Genomic DNA, 17,585 nt, shown 5'->3' on the forward strand with positions numbered 1-17,585 from the left:
ATGAATTATTTAATCATCTTTAATCACCCATTTAAAGGAAGTTATTGTAATGCTTTACTCGATGCAGTACAAGAAGGCCTTAAAACTGCGCAACATTCTATGGATTTAATTCATCTGGATAATGAGCAATTTAATCCAGTAATGACAGCCGAAGATTTAAAATCGTTTAGAGATAAAAAACCTAGCGACAGGCAAGTTATTGCTTATCAGCAACGACTGGAAAAAGCGGATTATCTCGTTTTTATATTCCCTATCTGGTGGGAATTGATGCCAGCCTTAATGAAAGGATTTATCGATAAAGTTATTTTTCCTGGACTGGCTTATGACTATGCAAATGATAAGAATACAAGAATGAAGCCTCTGCTAAATAATATAAAAGGAGTTACAGTAATTACAACAATGAATACGCCAAGATATATCTATCGTTGGATTTTTGGAAATGCAATTCAAAAAGCATTTATGAGAGGCATATTTTGGAAATTAGGCTATAAAAATAGAAAATGGATTAGTTATAATAGAGTAAAAATGGTGAGTCAAAGCAAACGTGAAAATTGGTTGGATGAGTTAGAAAAAAAGTTCTCAAAGTTATAGTTTAAACCATTGAATATATAGTTTTTCTAAATCTATAGTTCTTTTCCTTTATAGTAATTAACCATTAAATCGACAAATTTGCTGTAGCTTTCCATGCCATCTTTTTGCTGATTTATTTTTAAGAAATTATCATAGAAAATATGGAAACCAGTTTCGATAAAAGTCTCATATTGTTTCCAGAAATCCTGACTTTCTTTATAGTTTTTTATAATTCCGGGATGAACGGTTTTTACTAATTGTTTAGATAATTTTTCATCTTTTGCTTGAATAATCCCTAAGCAATAACGCAAAGCCAAGCTATAACCTGAATATTGAATATAGATATTGTCATTTTTTATCGATGCCAGAAAGCCTATGAAATTGCATTCGTTTTCGCTAGCATATCCCATCTGGTGTGCCATTTCATGATTTGTAGTCATTGGAAAACTATACATGGGACCAAGACTATTTACTTGAGCCTCATTAGTAAATGGGTTTAAATAACCACCAAAACCCATATAAGTGAGCGGTAAACTAAATAATGATTTCTTGACACTTAAATGTGAATAGGTAAAATAAGGATGTTCGGCAGCAAGATTATTATATCCGTTTAAGTTCATGTTAAAAACCTGTTCTTGCGAATAAGGAAACACAACTTTAAGGCTATCATTCTTGGTTATTTGTAATTGAATGGTGTTGGTTTTCGTAATTAGTTTTTTGGTAAAAGCCAATAAATCGGCATCAGAATAATCCTTTTGAATTCCCATTTTTTCAAATAAAGGCTCTCGGTAATAATTAAACGCCCATAGAAAATGAAATAAAAAATAAAATACCGACAGATAACTTAAAACAGTCAGGAGGTTATCTTTCCATAATAATTTCCATGATTTTCGTTTTATCCAAAGCCATCTTAAAAACAATACAATCAAGATAAAATAAATACAATCTCCTATCGAAAAAGGAATTCTGCCAAGTACAATTCTAGAAAAGGAAGCAATTTTTAAATACAATCCGTTACTATAATTTTTTTCAATGAACTCTGGAAAGAATGGAATAATCTTTAAGATGATGATTTGTAGGAGTAAAAAAAGAGGAAGGATATATTTTCGTTTCACAGTGTAAATTTTGGATACGTAAATATAAATACAATATCAATTAGTATCGAAAAAGAATTTAAACTTTGTAACTTTGAAGTTGGAAAATGTTAAACTTCAAACAAAACATAAATGAGTCAAGAAATAAGAAATTTAGAACCAAAAGCACTTTGGAATAAGTTTGCCGATTTGAATGCTGTACCTCGTCCGTCTAAAAAAGAAGAGCGTGTTATTGAGTTCATGAAAAACTTCGGTACTAGTTTAGGATTAGAAACTTTTGAGGATGAAATTCGCAATGTAATTATCCGTAAACCAGCCACTCCGGGAATGGAAAACCGTAAAGCAATTGTTTTACAAGGACACTTGGATATGGTACATCAAAAAAATGCCGATACGGTTTTTGATTTTGATACACAAGGAATTGATATGTATGTTGATGGGGATTGGGTTCGTGCTCGCGGAACTACACTTGGTGCAGACAATGGACTTGGAGTTGCAACAATAATGGCAATTTTAGAAAGTAAAGATATTCCGCATCCTGCAATCGAAGCATTGTTTACAATCGATGAAGAAACAGGAATGACTGGTGCATTAAATTTAAAAGGAGGAATTCTTCAAGGTCAGATTTTATTAAATTTAGATACTGAAGAAGATGACGAAATTGATATTGGTTGTGCAGGAGGAATCGATGTAACAGCTACAAGAACCTATAATGAAGAAGAAGTTCCAGAAGGTTCTGTTGGGCATATTATTACTGTAAAAGGTTTAAATGGTGGTCATTCAGGAATGGATATCAATAAAGGTTTAGGGAATGCAAATAAAATAATGAACCGTTTATTATTTGATGCTTTCGAAAATTTCGGATTGCAAGTTGTTGAAATCAATGGAGGAAGCTTACGTAATGCAATTCCGAGAGAAAGTGTTGCGAAAGTGATCATTTCAGAAATGTTTGATGAAGCTTACATTTTTGATATGCAAGAAATCATCAACGATATTAAAACTGAATATAAAACAACTGAACCAAACCTTACAATAGAAATCGTAAAATGCGATTTACCTAAAAAAGTTATGGATTTAGGTGTTCAGGAAGGAATTATTCGTGCTATTTATGCAGCTTACAATGGAGTTTACAGAATGAGTGCTGATATGGACGATTTGGTAGAAACATCTAACAATATTGCTCGTGTAATTGTAAAAGACGGGGAGATTTCTGTAGGATGTCTAACACGTTCTTCTGTTGAAACTTCTAAATTTGATTTAGCAAATTCATTGCGTTCTGCTTTTGAATTAGTAGGATGTGAAGTAGAGCTTTCAGGAAGTTATCCTGGTTGGACTCCAAATGTAAACTCTGAGATATTAGATGTTTTAGTTGGAATTTACGAGAAACAGAATAATGAGAAACCAAAAGTTGTAGCTTGTCACGCTGGTTTAGAGTGTGGGATTCTAGGAACAAATTATCCAGATATGGATATGATTTCTTTTGGTCCAACAATTCACGGAGCACATTCGCCAGACGAAAGAGCAAGTATTTCATCTGCTCAAAAATATTGGAAATTTGTATTAGAAATTCTATCAAATATTCCTGTTAAGTAATAAAGTTCACAGTCGCAGTTTTCGGTTTTCAGTTAAAAAAACTGTATACTAAAAACTGCGACTGATTACTAAAAATTAGTCTCTTTTAGGACTATTTTTCTTTTCTCTCTTTTCCTCTTTTTTTTCTTTTGCAGTTTTAAGAGGTTCTTTTTTTGCTGTTTTTTTAGCGTCTTGACTCTTTGCCATGATATTTAAGTTTAGTTAATTTCTTTTTATATATAAGTAAATATAGTGACTATTTTTCAGATGTTTATACTTGTAAAGAGTAAAACCTTTTTTGTTAAAATAATTTCAGGAGCTATTTCTTATTTAGATGCCTGTTTATACACTTCTATCGAATCTTTTGCTAGTCGAATTTTGAGCCATGATTTTAATCTTTTATCCATTTCACGGTCTAACTCTTTCTTGCTTTGATATAAAACTATTGGAATTATTTTAGTAGTTTGTCCATCTTTATAAGAGTAATTTCCAATGGCTAATGCCGATATATAAGGGAATAATGCTTTTGATTCGTTTGTAATTTGCTCATTGTTAAATTGATATTCGGATAGTTGTTCTCGTAAACTATTAATGAGAATATCTTTTTTATCTGCTAAATCCTTACTAGAGTTTATCCTTTTAAGAACATCATTGCTTAGATTAAAAGTATCTTGCTGAATTATCAGTTGCGTATTAAGTAGGTTGTATTCGACCAATTTTTTATTCAAATCAACAATTTCCTGATGGTTGAATTTTTTAGATAAAAAGGCAAGTTTTATTTTCTTAGGTCTCGAATTATATTCTATTTTCTCATATATTATTGGGTAATCATGGTCGGTAAATTCTTTTTTAATGAAAATTTCGGTTCTTTGAGTGTAACTTTTTTCAACAAAAAGCTGATAAGCAAAATAAATACTAGGCAAAATCATAAGCATTATAAGAATTGAAATTCCGTATTTTACTTGTCTTTCGCGTTTTAAATCCAGTTGTTCTGCAACAGGATATTCTAGAAATTTTACAATCACAAAAGTGGCAATACAAATAAACACACAGTTTATAGTGTATAAATACATAGCACCAAAAAAATAGCTTATGTTCCCAAGAGCTAATCCGTATCCAGCAGTACATAAAGGAGGCATTAATGCTGTGGCAATGGCTACACCAGGAATAGGATTTCCTTTTTCGACTCTGGTTACTGCAATTACACCAACTAATCCTCCAAAAAAGGCAATTAGGATATCATATATGTTTGGTGATGTTCTTGCTAAAAGCTCAGATTGAGCTTCTTTAAAGGGACTTACATAAAAATAGATAGTCGATATAGCTAAGCTTACAAATGTAGCAATAAGAAGGTTCTTAATAGATTTTTTGACCAATTCGAAGTCGTACATGCCTAAACCAAAACCAGCTCCAACAATCGGTCCCATTAAAGGCGATATTAGCATGGCACCTATAATTACGGCAGTGGAATTTACGTTCAGACCAACAGATGCAATAAGTATCGCACATGCTAATATCCATAAATTAGAACCTCTAAAAGAAATGGCACCGGTAATATTTTCGATTACCTTCTTTTTGTCTTCTTCTCCTTTGTGAAGGTCTATAAAATCCAAGACTTTGTTTATTCTTCGTTTCATTGTAATAGAGGTTTTATTTACAGTTAAAGTACGAATTTTATATTGAAATAGCTATGATGCATAATGCTGACGCAAAAAAAAATCCTCAACTACTTTTGGTAGAGAGGATTTGCTTTTTATTATTTAAAGTAATTTTAATTACGTTTAAGTATTTTATATTGCTCGTAGCAACCGCTTATGGCATCCATTATTTGTAAGTCATTTGCCGATTGTATAAAAGAATCAGAGTAGTTGCAACGTTTTAAAATCTCAGGAATTTCATCTTTGCTTACTCCAAGAAGTACAGCTACGGTTTCCCTGTCAAATTTAGATTCTAATAAGTTACGCACTGTATCGTCTTTTTTCATTTCCTTGAGTTTCTTGAGCTCCTTGGGGTTTTTTCCGAAAAAATTATAAAGTACATCTGTCGGATTAAAGATGGATCCTAATACTTTACCAAAGGCATTTGGTGAATATTCTCCAGCTTCATATCCTTGGGTTAAACCCGAAATACTATATCGATAATTTTCTTTTGCAGGAATCAGTTTAGAGTCAACTTCCAGATAACCAGTTAGGTTAAAAGGGCGTATAATTACCTCTTCAAGGGCAATTGCTTTTTCAGTAAGTTGAATTTTTGTGACTTTGTTTTTTATCCAGTCATTCGTAACACGAATCCTTAAGGACTGGAATCCTAAAATAGAGAAGTGTAAGGTATCGTTTGGCTGTACATCAATTTCAAAATATCCTTTAGCATCAGATGTAGCACCTCTTACCTTATTAAGGTTAATGATGTTTACGCTAGATAGAGGAAGTTTTGTGTTGTCGTTAACAATGTAACCAGATACTCGTTGAGAATGCTCAATGTCTTGAGAAAACGCGGTCGTGGAAAGTACTAAAAATAAGAAAACTACAAAATATTTCATAAACTGATTTAAAACTTTAAAAGTAGTAAATCAGGATTAAATATTTTGTAGTCTTCAAGTATAATTATAAGAAAATTAACAAAGAGTATTAATCTCTTCTTGGTCTTCTTGGTCTTGATGAATCACCAAAGCTTTCAGAACGTCTTGGAGCTCTATCAGAACCACCTTCGCTTCTTGGAGCCGAGCTTCTGAAACCTCCTTCTCTTGGAGCTGAGTTTCTGTCGCTTCTAAAACCACCTTCTCTTGGAGCAGAATTTCTGTCGCTTCTAAATCCGCCACCAGAACCTTCTCTTCTTGGAGCAGAACTTCTTCCGCCACCAAAACCACCACCAGAACTTCTTCCGTTATGGTCACGTCTTCCACCACCGTCATTTTTAGAAATTTCAACATTAATACGACGTCCTTCTAATTGTACGTTGTTTAATACTTCCATTACTTTGTCAGTGTGCTCAGGATCAGTGTTAAAGAAAGAGAAACCTTCTTTTACATCTACCTTGAAAACGTCATCACGACCTAAGTCTAATGTTTCTTTTAAGTAATCTTTTAATGACATCCAATCAAAATTATCTCTTGATCCAATGTTTACGAAATATCTTGTTGCACCACCATTGTTATTAGGTCTTGCTGCACCATCTCTATCATCACGTCTTTCAGAACCAGATGATTGATTAGAGATATCTCTGTTCTTTTTGTAATAAGCAATAAAACGGTTAAATTCAACAGAAACCATTTTCTTGATTAATTCTTCTTTAGATAATCCTTCTAAAACATTGTTAATAGCAGGAAGATAGTTGTCAATTTCGTGATCAACCTCAGTATCTTTAATCTTGTTTGCTAAGTGCAATAATTGGATTTCGCAAATTTCGATTCCAGAAGGAATAGTTTTTTCTTCAAACTTTTGTTTGATAATTCTTTCGATAGAAGAGATCTTACGTAATTCACTTTTAGTAACAATTACGATAGAAGTTCCTAATTTTCCAGCTCTACCAGTACGTCCAGAACGGTGATTGTAAGTTTCGATTTCGTCAGGTAATTGGTAGTTTACAACGTGAGTAATACTATCAACATCGATACCACGTGCAGCAACGTCAGTAGCTACAAGCATCTGAATTTGTCTTCCACGGAAAGATTTCATTACACCATCACGTTGCGCCTGAGATAAATCTCCGTGCAATGCAGCAGCGCTGTATCCATCTTCGATCAATTTTTCGGCAACAGCCTGAGTATCTCTTTTAGTACGACAGAAAACTACAGAGAAAATGTCTGGATTAGCATCAGCTAAACGTTTCAAAGCCTCGTAACGATCACGTGCATTTACTAAGTAAAATTCGTGAGATACAGTTGAAGAACCTGAGTTTTTAGCTCCAACAGTAATTTCTAATGGCTCGTGCATGAATTGTTTTGCAATTCTAGCAACTTCTTGTGGCATAGTTGCAGAGAACAACCATGTGCTTTTTTCGTCTGGAGATGTTGATAAGATGTTTACGATATCTTCGTAGAATCCCATGTTCAACATTTCGTCAGCCTCATCAAGAACACAATAGTTGATTTGAGAAATGTTTACCAATCCTCTGTTAATCATATCTTGCATTCTACCTGGAGTAGCCACAATAATTTGTGCTCCTCTTTTTATGTCTCTAGCTTGTTCTGTTATACTTGCACCACCGTAAACTGCTACTACATTAATACCTTTTTCGTATTTAGAGTAGTTTTTAATTTCGTTAGTAATCTGCAAACAAAGCTCGCGGGTTGGAGATAAAATTAATGCTTGTGTATTTCTGTTGTTGGCATCAATTTTTTGAATTAGCGGAAAACCAAAAGCTGCCGTTTTCCCTGTCCCTGTCTGAGCCAACGCAACCATATCTGTGTCTTTTTCCAATAATAGGGGAATCGCTTTCTCCTGTACTTCAGTCGGATTTTCAAATCCTAGATCTAAAATCGCCTTCAGTAACGATTCACTCAATCCTAATTGTTCAAATTTATTCATATGTATTTTTAAAATAGGGTGCAAAATTACTGTTAATTATTCAGATAAACTAATGCTATTTTAAGAATTGTATATTTATTATGATTTGATTATCAAACGGTTATGTTTTTGATTAAGTATTTTATCATCGTTTTTTATGAAATTGCAGCAAAAAAACGTCTAGAAATTTAAAATTTGGGATGTAAAATGTTGCATTCTAAACAATTATTGAACGAGGTTCAGAAAATCAATAAGTTGTTGGGTTGCTTTTCCGCGATGACTAATTTTATTTTTAACAGTTAAAGGTAATTCAGCAAAAGTTTCTTCATAGCCTTCAGGTTGAAAAATCGGGTCATAGCCAAAGCCTTGATCTCCTTTTTTATCCTGAGTAATACTTCCATCAGCAATACCTGTAAATAGGTGTTGCTTTCCGTTTAAATTTAATGCAATTACAGTTTTAAAATGAGCTTTTCGGTTAGAAACATTATTAAGCCCGTTTAAAACTTTATTCATATTATCATCAGAGTTGCGTTGTTCTCCTGCATATCTGGCTGAATATACTCCAGGTTCTCCATTTAAAGCACTTATTTCAAGTCCTGTATCATCGGCAAAACAATCGTAACCATATTTTTTGGTTACGTAATCGGCTTTAAGAATAGCATTACCTTCAATAGTATCAGCAGTTTCTGGAATGTCTTCGTGACAACCAATGTCTTCCAGACTTAATATTTTTATACTACCGTCGAGTATACTTTGTATTTCCACAATTTTATTTTTATTGTTCGAAGCAAAAACGAGATCCATTATATATAGGTGTGTAATTAAAAAGATGTTCATACAAAGTTACAAAGTTTTGATGGAATTTCGACTTCGTAGTTTTTATGAAGCTTCCGGAGTTTTGAGGACACTGTATGTTGTATTTTATATGGCAATCCAGCGGAAAGTAGAATATGTTCGTTGCAGCCTTGGTTCAAAATTTTGACAAAGGTGTATGAATGTCCAGTCCAGTGATAGGTATTGCGTATGAAATATAATTAGATTATGTTTGAATTAATGATTTATTGATTCAACTCAAAAGAAAAAATTATGATTAAGAAAATTATCCAAATCTCATTTGCTATCGTTATTATATTGTCATTAGTAAGTTGTAAAAACACTAAACAAAAACTTCAGGAATACGTTATTACTTATAATACTAGTATAGCACCAAGTTTTAAAGGCGAAAATATTACTGGAACTACTGCCAGAGGATATTTAGAAGATAATAAAATTGAAATAAGAATAGAAACCGATTTAGAGCAAAACGAATCAAATAAACAAAAATATAGTAAGGCATTTCCTGATTTGTTGGCTGAAATGATTAAAAAAGAACAACTCCCTAAAGCGTTAATCGAAGAAGGAGTATCTTTTCATGTGTATTTTTTAGCTAAGGATAATACAGTTTTGTCTAAAGTGATAATTAATAAGGAAGAATTAAAAGAGCTGTTAAAAGAAAAGTAAGCTTGTAAAATATCCTAAAAACTTAAAAGCCTCTTTGTGTAAAACAAAGAGGCTTTTTTTATTTAGCGTTTGGTAACGCTTGTTAGATTATCTGGGAAATATAGTTCTGATAAATTGGTAAATTCATCACCACGCATAAAGATATTAATGTCAACGTCAGCAAAACGTGTTTTTCCTGCAGCGGCTAATAATTCATTTGCCGAATGCAAGGTATTTTTATGGAAATGAAATACACGGTCGGATTTATCAGTAACGACTAAACCTTTCATCAGCATTTTATTTTGTGTTGCAACTCCTGTTGGGCATTCATTATTATGACAACGTAAAGCCTGGATGCAACCTAATGAGAACATAAAACCTCTGGCACTATTACACATATCCGCACCAAGTGCTACAGCATGAAGGATAGAGTATCCAGAGATAATTTTTCCGCTACCAATTACTCTCATTTTATCTCTAATATTTAGAGAAATCAATGTTTTATTTACAAAAATTAAAGCAGGCTCAAATGGCATACCCACACCATCTGCAAATTCTAGCGGAGCTGCACCTGTACCACCTTCGGCACCATCGATAGTTATGAAATCAGGAAAACAATCTTCGGAAATCATTTCATGACAAATGTCTTCAAATTCTTTAGTGCTACCGATACAAAGTTTAAAACCAATAGGTTTACCGTTAGATAATTCGCGTAAGCGAGCCACAAAATGAACTAATCCTTTAGCATCAGAGAATGCGCTGTGGCTAGGAGGAGATAAAATTGTGGTATGTGGTTGTACGCCTCTTATTTTAGCTATTTGTTCTGTATTTTTAGATGCAGGAAGTACACCACCATGTCCTGGTTTTGCTCCTTGTGATAGTTTAATTTCTATCATTTTTACATTTGGCAGTAATGCTTTTTCTTTAAACTTTTCTCCATCAAAATTTCCATTTGCATCACGGCAACCAAAATATCCAGTACCTATTTGCCAGGTTATATCACCGCCACCAGCAAGATGAAATTCTGTAAGTCCACCTTCACCAGTATTTTGATAGAATTTTCCTTTTTGTGCACCTATATTTAAGGCACGAACAGCATTTTCGCTTAGCGAACCAAAACTCATTGCCGATATATTTAGTAAAGAAGCTAAGTAAGGCTGCTTACAATCTTTACCACCTACAAGTACACGAGGTAATTCTTCATTTACTTTGGCGGGAAAAATGGAATGTTTGATTCCTTCGTAACTATCATGATTAAGATTTAGTTGTGTTCCAAAAGGAGAACTAGAATCTATATTTTTGGCTCTTTGATAAACTAATGAACGTTGATTTCTAGAGAAAGGTTTACCGTCTGTAGATCTTTCGATGAAGTATTGCTGAATTTCAGGTGCAATCATTTCAAATAAATACCTGAAATAACCTAAAACAGGAAAGTTTCTTAAAATAGCATGTTTTGTTTGAATTGTATTATAAACACCAACAACTAATAGTATTGGAATAATAATAAGGAGTAAGAAACCACGTCCTGACTCAGAATAATGATAAATTGCTGCAACAACTAGAAACAATAAGAATCCGTAGATAAAGAATTTTTTTCTCATGTTTTTTAATTTTTAATTTGAAAAGTGTAAATGTAAATTGTAAAATATGTTAGCTGTATCTCAAGCGAACGTAATTATGTTTGATCCCTTTTTTATCCGAATCTCTTTCGTCGATTTCAAGAATATCTGTTAAGGATTTTAGCATTGGAGTTAATTTTGAAAAACCATAATTTCTTGGGTCAAATTCAGGTTTCTTCTTAACCAAAAGATTACCTATATCACCTAAGAATGCCCATCCATCATCATCTCCAATTGCATCAATTGTATCTTCTATAAGTTCAATTGTTTGAAGATCAATTTTGTTTAGTGGCTTTTCGGTTTGTTTCTCAGGTTGTTTTCCAGTTGGTTTTTCAACAGGTTTTTTAGAGTCAGAAGTAGTGGGTTTTGGCTCTTTCTTTTTGATAGCGCCATCTAATACTTCAATATATATAAAACGATCGCAGGCTACAATAAATGCACTTGGTGTTTTCTTTTCACCAATACCAATTACTTTCATACCAGATTCACGCAATCTAATAGCCAATCTGGTAAAATCACTATCGCTAGAAACGATACAAAAACCGTCTAGTTTTCCCGAATATAATAAATCCATGGCATCGATAATTAATGCCGAATCGGAAGAGTTTTTACCTACGGTGTAACTATATTGTTGGATAGGGGTAATGGCATGTTCTAGTAATACGCTTTTCCAACCGTTTGCATTAGGTTTAGTCCAGTCGGCATATATACGTTTAGTTGTTGGAGTACCAAATTTAGTAATTTCCTCCATCATCCCTTTTACATTGCTATACGGTACATTATCAGCATCGATAAGTACAGCAAGTTTCAATTCTTTGGTGCTGTTTAAAGACATTTTTTGGTTTTACAAAATTATAATCTACCAAAGATAAAACTAAAATTAGTTTTTATAGGATCTTGCTTTATAATATGTGTTTCTGAATAATTAAATTATTCTGGTTATAAATAAGGTAAGATTTTTATTTTAGAAATCTATTAAAGATAAATTTGTCTTTTAATATGTTTTTAAATACATTTGTATAAAATTAAATCAACTAGTCTATGTTTTCAAAAGCCTGTGAGTATGGTATTCGCGCCTCGATATTTATTGCTACAAAATCATCACAAGGAATTAGGGTTGGGATAAAAGATGTGGCAAAAGAAATTGACTCTCCAGAACCGTTTACTGCCAAAATAATGCAGATTCTTACCAAAAACGGAATTATAGATTCGGCAAAAGGTGTAGGAGGTGGTTTTGAGGTTTCTACTGATAAAGTAAAATCTATTAAATTAATTCAGATTGTTGATGCCATTGATGGAGACAACATATATAAAGGATGTGGTATTGGCTTAAAAGAATGTTCAGAAGTGCATCCTTGCCCGGTACATAATCAATTTAAGCAAATACGTGAATTACTTTTAGATATGCTTACAAATACAACTCTGGAAGAACTCGCATTAGGTGTAAAATCAGGAGATTCTTTTCTTAAAGCATTAAACAAAAACAATTAATATTATATAATTTAAATACTCAAAAATGAATAAAAAAGTCAAAATTTCGATTGTAATGCTAATGGGATGTTTAGCAATAACTTCATGTGGAAAAAAAGAAACTGCACCAACTGATACGCCAACAGAGGTAAGTGAGCCAACAGAGGATTCTGAAGGGCAAACAGCAGCAGTTAGTAATGTTCTGGTTATTGAAGGAAATGATCAAATGCAATTTAATACCAAAGAGTTAAAAGCTGTAGCAGGGAAACCTATCACGTTAACATTAAAACACGTAGGTAAGATTCCTAAAGCTGCTATGGGGCATAATGTAGTTATTTTACAGGAAGGTACAGATGAAGCTGCTTTTGCGGGTAAAGCTGCTGCTGCTAAAGACACTGATTATATTCCTGCTTCTGAAAAAGCTTCGATTATCGCTCATACTAAATTAATTGGTGGAGGAGAAGAGGATACTATTGAGTTTACTGTAGATAAAAAAGGAACATACAATTTTTTATGTACTTTCCCAGGGCACGTTGCCATGATGAAAGGTGTTTTAATTGTTGAATAATTAAAGAACTCTAATCCATAAATTAGTGGGTTAGAGTTTTTTATTAAACTAATAAAGGATAAAAAAGTCTTTTATTGATGAAATTTAAAAAAATGAAAAGAGAAAAAAAATTATGGATAGCATTTGCTTTGGTAATGAGCATATCGTTTGCTGTTTTGGGGTATTATGGCTATGAAATTTACCAACAAGCGCCACCAATCCCTAAACAAATAGTTTCAGATAGCGGAAAACTTATTTTTTCTGAAGATGAGATTAAAGACGGGCAAAATGTTTGGCAAAGTATAGGAGGACAAGAGGTAGGATCTATTTGGGGACACGGTGCTTATGTAGCACCAGATTGGACTGCCGATTGGTTGCATAGAGAAGCCATGTTTATTCTGAACAAATACTCGAAAGAAGATTTTGGCAAGGAATTTAATGACTTAGATAAGGAAAAACAAGCAGCATTAAAGATACGCTTACAAAAAGATGTGAGAACAAATCGTTATGATAAAAATTCACAAACACTTACAATTTCAGAAAATAGAGTAGCAGCAATTCAATATCTTAGTGAATATTATCAAGGACTTTTTACCAATGATCCTAAGTTTGATAAATTAAGAGAAGAATATGCAATTCCTAAAAACTCAATAAAAGACGAAACAAGAATGCATAAAATGAATGCATTTTTCTTTTGGGCAACTTGGGCAACTGTAACCCAACGTCCCGATTCGGATATTTCATACACACACAACTGGCCATCAGACGAATTGGTTGGTAATAATGCCACAAAAGAATTGCTTGCCTGGTCGGGTGTCAGTATTATTTTACTGATTTTTAGTATCGGAATCCTAGTATTTTATCATGCGAAATCGGGTGAAGAAGAGGAGTTTCCGCTTCCTAGTAAAGATCCAATACTTAATCAAGGAATGACTCCATCGATGCATTTGATCAAAAAATATTTCTGGGTCGTGAGTTTGTTGATGATTTTACAAATGGCTTTAGGGATAATTACAGCTCATTATGGTGTAGAAGGAAATGCTTTATATGGCATTCCAATAGATCAAATTTTACCTTACGCAGTTACACGAACCTGGCATACCCAATTGGCTATTTTTTGGATAGCAACAGCTTGGTTGGCTACAGGATTATATATAGCTCCGGCAGTTTCGGGTAAAGACCCTAAATTTCAGTGTTTTGGAGTGAACTTCTTGTTTATTGCTTTATTAATCATTGTTTTGGGTTCAATGGTAGGACAATGGTTTGGGGTAATGCAAAAACTAGATTTAGTACAAAACTTTTGGTTTGGACACCAAGGATACGAATATGTAGATCTGGGACGTTTCTGGCAAATATTCCTTCTAGTTGGATTGTTCCTATGGTTGGCATTAATGATACGTCCGTTGATTCCTATTTTAAAGAAAAAGACAGAAGAAAAAAATCTAATCATTTTATTCTTGATTTCTTGTACAGCAATCGCCATGTTTTATGGAGCAGGATTAATGTGGGGAAGACAAACAAATTTAGCCATTGCCGAATATTGGAGATGGTGGGTTGTACACCTATGGGTAGAAGGATTCTTTGAAGTATTTGCAACAGTTGTTATCGCGTTTTTATTCGTTCGTTTGGGATTATTAAAAACCAAAACAGCTACTTTAAATGTTTTGTTTGCAACTATTATTTTTATGTCGGGAGGTATTCTTGGAACTTTCCATCACTTGTACTTTTCTGGAACACCAACAGCTATTATGGCATTAGGAGCTTCATTTAGTGCATTAGAAGTTGTACCGCTTACATTAATAGGTTTTGAAGCATACCAAAATTATAAACTGTCAAAATCTACACAATGGATTATTGATTACAAATGGCCTATTTACTTTATGATAGCCGTTGCGTTTTGGAATTTCCTTGGAGCTGGAGTTTTCGGATTCATTATCAATCCGCCAATTGCATTGTATTATGTACAAGGTTTAAATACAACACCTCTTCACGCACACACAGCATTGTTTGGTGTTTACGGAATGTTAGGAATTGGTTTAATGCTTTTTGTTTTAAGAAGTTTATACAGAAATATTACCTGGAACGAGAAACTACTTAAAATTACGTTTTGGTCATTAAATATAGGGTTGTTTTTAATGGCTGTATTGAGTTTGTTGCCAATAGGAATTTGGCAAGCTATCGAAAGTATTGATCACGGAATGTGGTATGCACGTTCATCAGAGTTAATGCAACAACCTACAATGATTACTTTAAAATGGATGCGTGCCATAGGGGATTCTATCTTCGGAATAGGAATTATAACTACGGCTTGGTTTGTCTTTGATTTGACATTAAAAAACAGAAGAAAATAATATAATAAAAATAATATCATGGAAAATTTACAAAATAAAACAATAGGAACATTTGTAGCAGAAGATTTTAGAACTGCAGCAGTATTTTCAAAATATAAAATCGATTTTTGTTGCAAAGGAAACAGAACCATCGATGAAGTTTGTGCAAAGCAAGAAATTGACTCTAAAGTTTTGCTTAAAAAGATTAAAGAAGCTTTATCAGCCGAAGATACTAATGCAATAGATTTTAACTCATGGCCATTGGATTTATTGGCTGATTATATCGAGAAAACACACCACCGTTATGTAGAGGATAAATCTATCATTATAATGCAATTTCTAAATAAACTTTGCAGTGTTCATGGTGGGAATCATCCAGAATTGTTTAAGATAAACCAATTGTTTACCGAATGTGCTGGCGAATTAGCTCAACACATGAAAAAAGAAGAATTGATGTTATTCCCTTTTATAAAAAAGATGGTTAAAGCAAAAGAAACAGACGAAGCTTTAGCGCAACCTCCTTTTGGAACTGTATCGAACCCAATTGCTATGATGATGCATGAGCATGATGCCGAGGGAGAACGCTTTCGCGAAATTGCCAGCCTAACTAATGATTATCAAGCGCCAAGTGACGGATGTACTACTTACAAAGTAACGTATGCTATGCTAAAAGAATTTGAAGAGAATTTGCACACACACATTCATCTGGAAAATAATATCTTGTTTCCTAAAGCAATGATTCTGGAAAAAGAGTTTTCTTAAAAAATAAGAATGTATAATTAATAAAAGAATGCACCGATAAATTAATTAACATCGGTGCATTTTTATTTCTATAAATAGGAGATTAGGATTATTTTGAACTACTTTTAATTTAAATAAAGATGAAATTATTAACTAAAATGAGTTCGCAAAAAAGTTGGGTTGTATGTTGCTTCTTTAATTTTTTAATAGCTTCGCTTATGGGGTTGTTAATGCGTTATGTCTATCTATTTCCTTTAAATATAAATTACAGTTTCTTACTTCATGCACATTCACATGTAGCGATGTTAGGTTGGGCTTATTTGATGATTTATGTTTTAATTGTTCGTTTTTTTATCCCAAAAGAAAAAAGTCAGAAACCAATTTATAATCAGTTATTCTGGGTTACCGAATTTGCTGTTATTGGTATGATGGTAACTTTCCCGATTCAGGGATATGCCTTGTTTTCGATTATATTTTCTACAATGCATATTGTACTCAGTTATGTTTTTTGTTGGCTGGTTTGGAGAGATGGCTTTAAGGATAAAAGAAGCAATCATAAACTTTTATTGGCAGCGATTTTATTTATGGTTTTCTCTACTTTCGGAGTTTGGTGTTTAGGACCAGCAGTAAGTATGTTGGGGAAACAAAGTGCTTTTTATCAAATTGCAATTCAGTTTTTCCTGCATTTTCAGTTTAATGGATGGTTTTTGTTTGCGGTTTTGGCTTTGTTTTTAAAGCAATTTGAAGATAAAATAGAAAAAAAGTCGTTCAAAATATTCTTCACTCTACTCATCATAGCTACATTTTTAACCGTAGCATTTCCTGTAAGTTGGTATGTCGAGCACAATTTATTAAGTTGGATTAATACTATTGGAGTTGTTTTGCAATTGGTTGCTTTTGTCTATTTTTATAAAATGCTAAAGCCTCAAATAAACTCGTTTAAAGCTAATTTAGATTCAACGACTAAAATAGTATATGGTTTGGCGTTGTGTTCTTTATTCTTGAAAATAGGCATACAATTATTGGTTTTAATACCTAATCTAGCCGAAATTTCACATCAGATCCGAAGCTTTATAATTGGTTTTATTCATTTAACAACTTTAGGCATAATTACAGGATTTTTGCTTGGAGTATTAATTCAGAATAAGCTGCTTTCGCATCAATCTTATTTACTTCGTGCAGGAATAAAGTGTTTTATTTTGGGATATATAGCAACAGAAATATTGCTATTTATTCAAGGGGGATTTCTTTATTTTGGTAAAGGAGCACTTTGGGGTTATTATGATGAAATTTTCGGAACAAGCGTTCTTATTGTTGTAGGGTTAAGTTTAATTACAGCTTCAATCATTAAGACAAAAAATGTTAGATTGTAATATTTTTTCGCCACAGATTATTATGATTAAAAGGATTCTAACACCTAATACTTTGTCAATAAAGGAACGCGGATTAAACGGATTCGCTAAGGCGAAAACGCGATCCCGAAGCGTCGGGACGGATTTTCTTTTTATTGTTTTAAAATCTGTTTTTATCCGCGTCTTTACTTTTGTAAATCAGTTTAATCCGCGTCCTTTTTTTGCTACAGGTTAACTTTGCACTCCTTGCGGTTAATTCTCCTGAATATTATAAAACAAAAAACAAGAGTCGATTAATCAAAATCT

At 33.0% G+C, this 17,585-nt stretch carries 15 protein-coding genes; 8 read left to right on the forward strand and 7 right to left on the reverse strand.

The window, feature by feature from the left end; all coding sequences use genetic code 11:
• Nucleotides 1-591 (forward strand): NAD(P)H-dependent oxidoreductase, encoded by a 591-nt coding sequence (locus OA93_RS07830; protein ID WP_039112592.1) that lies wholly within the window; start codon nt 1-3, stop codon nt 589-591.
• Nucleotides 592-623: 32 nt separating this feature from the next.
• Here the strand turns inward: OA93_RS07830 and OA93_RS07835 are convergent, their stop codons facing one another.
• The gene (locus OA93_RS07835) at nt 624-1,685 is read right to left on the reverse strand and encodes a DUF3810 domain-containing protein (protein ID WP_039112593.1); all 1,062 of its coding nucleotides are present in this window, start codon (nt 1,683-1,685) and stop codon (nt 624-626) included.
• Nucleotides 1,686-1,796: 111 nt separating this feature from the next.
• On the opposite strand from OA93_RS07835, the gene OA93_RS07840 reads away from it, so the two are divergent.
• Nucleotides 1,797-3,257: an aminoacyl-histidine dipeptidase gene (locus tag OA93_RS07840; protein WP_039112594.1), complete on the forward strand. Its 1,461-nt coding sequence runs from the start codon at nt 1,797-1,799 to the stop codon at nt 3,255-3,257.
• A 305-nt stretch (nt 3,258-3,562) separates the two neighbouring features.
• Here the strand turns inward: OA93_RS07840 and OA93_RS07845 are convergent, their stop codons facing one another.
• The 4 genes from OA93_RS07845 to OA93_RS07860 form a co-directional block, all read right to left on the reverse strand.
• The gene (locus tag OA93_RS07845; RefSeq protein WP_039112595.1) at nt 3,563-4,873 is read right to left on the reverse strand and encodes a TIGR00341 family protein; all 1,311 of its coding nucleotides are present in this window, start codon (nt 4,871-4,873) and stop codon (nt 3,563-3,565) included.
• A gap of 134 nt (nt 4,874-5,007) precedes the next feature.
• A complete protein-coding gene (locus OA93_RS07850; protein WP_039112597.1) occupies nt 5,008-5,775 on the reverse strand; it encodes a carboxypeptidase-like regulatory domain-containing protein in 768 nt (255 codons plus the stop codon).
• Nucleotides 5,776-5,863: 88 nt separating this feature from the next.
• Nucleotides 5,864-7,762: a DEAD/DEAH box helicase gene (locus OA93_RS07855; protein ID WP_039112599.1), complete on the reverse strand. Its 1,899-nt coding sequence runs from the start codon at nt 7,760-7,762 to the stop codon at nt 5,864-5,866.
• 204 nt (nt 7,763-7,966) lie between these two features.
• Entirely contained in the window at nt 7,967-8,545 is a 579-nt protein-coding gene (locus OA93_RS07860) for a non-canonical purine NTP diphosphatase (RefSeq protein WP_039112600.1), read from the reverse strand.
• A 282-nt stretch (nt 8,546-8,827) separates the two neighbouring features.
• Here OA93_RS07860 and OA93_RS07865 point away from each other — a divergent pair, with 282 nt between their 5' ends.
• Complete coding sequence (locus tag OA93_RS07865; RefSeq protein WP_039112601.1) at nt 8,828-9,241, forward strand: hypothetical protein; 414 nt, start codon at nt 8,828-8,830, stop codon at nt 9,239-9,241.
• 62 nt (nt 9,242-9,303) lie between these two features.
• Here OA93_RS07865 and OA93_RS07870 read toward each other — a convergent pair whose 3' ends face one another.
• Together OA93_RS07870 and OA93_RS07875 are read right to left on the reverse strand one after the other, a co-directional pair.
• Nucleotides 9,304-10,821 (reverse strand): FMN-binding glutamate synthase family protein, encoded by a 1,518-nt coding sequence (locus OA93_RS07870; protein WP_039112603.1) that lies wholly within the window; start codon nt 10,819-10,821, stop codon nt 9,304-9,306.
• 49 nt (nt 10,822-10,870) lie between these two features.
• Nucleotides 10,871-11,674: an NYN domain-containing protein gene (locus OA93_RS07875; RefSeq protein WP_039112604.1), complete on the reverse strand. Its 804-nt coding sequence runs from the start codon at nt 11,672-11,674 to the stop codon at nt 10,871-10,873.
• 206 nt (nt 11,675-11,880) lie between these two features.
• Here OA93_RS07875 and OA93_RS07880 point away from each other — a divergent pair, with 206 nt between their 5' ends.
• The 5 genes from OA93_RS07880 to OA93_RS07900 all read left to right on the forward strand — a co-directional run bounded on the left by OA93_RS07880 (nt 11,881) and on the right by OA93_RS07900 (nt 17,300).
• Nucleotides 11,881-12,330 carry an Rrf2 family transcriptional regulator gene (locus OA93_RS07880; RefSeq protein ID WP_039112605.1) on the forward strand — a complete coding sequence of 150 codons (450 nt, stop codon included), beginning with the start codon at nt 11,881-11,883 and terminating at the stop codon, nt 12,328-12,330.
• A gap of 25 nt (nt 12,331-12,355) precedes the next feature.
• Nucleotides 12,356-12,877, forward strand: coding sequence for an azurin (gene azu, locus OA93_RS07885; RefSeq protein ID WP_039112606.1), 522 nt, complete (start codon nt 12,356-12,358; stop codon nt 12,875-12,877).
• Between the two features lie 92 nt (nt 12,878-12,969).
• Nucleotides 12,970-15,207 carry a nitric-oxide reductase large subunit gene (locus OA93_RS07890; RefSeq protein ID WP_039112726.1) on the forward strand — a complete coding sequence of 746 codons (2,238 nt, stop codon included), beginning with the start codon at nt 12,970-12,972 and terminating at the stop codon, nt 15,205-15,207.
• 18 nt (nt 15,208-15,225) lie between these two features.
• Nucleotides 15,226-15,948: an iron-sulfur cluster repair di-iron protein gene (ric, locus tag OA93_RS07895; protein WP_039112608.1), complete on the forward strand. Its 723-nt coding sequence runs from the start codon at nt 15,226-15,228 to the stop codon at nt 15,946-15,948.
• 119 nt (nt 15,949-16,067) lie between these two features.
• Nucleotides 16,068-17,300 (forward strand): hypothetical protein, encoded by a 1,233-nt coding sequence (locus OA93_RS07900; protein ID WP_039112609.1) that lies wholly within the window; start codon nt 16,068-16,070, stop codon nt 17,298-17,300.
• The last annotated feature ends 285 nt before the right edge of the window (nt 17,301-17,585 follow it).

The sequence above is a fragment of the Flavobacterium sp. KMS genome (assembly GCF_000813005.1).
Taxonomy (GTDB): domain Bacteria; phylum Bacteroidota; class Bacteroidia; order Flavobacteriales; family Flavobacteriaceae; genus Flavobacterium.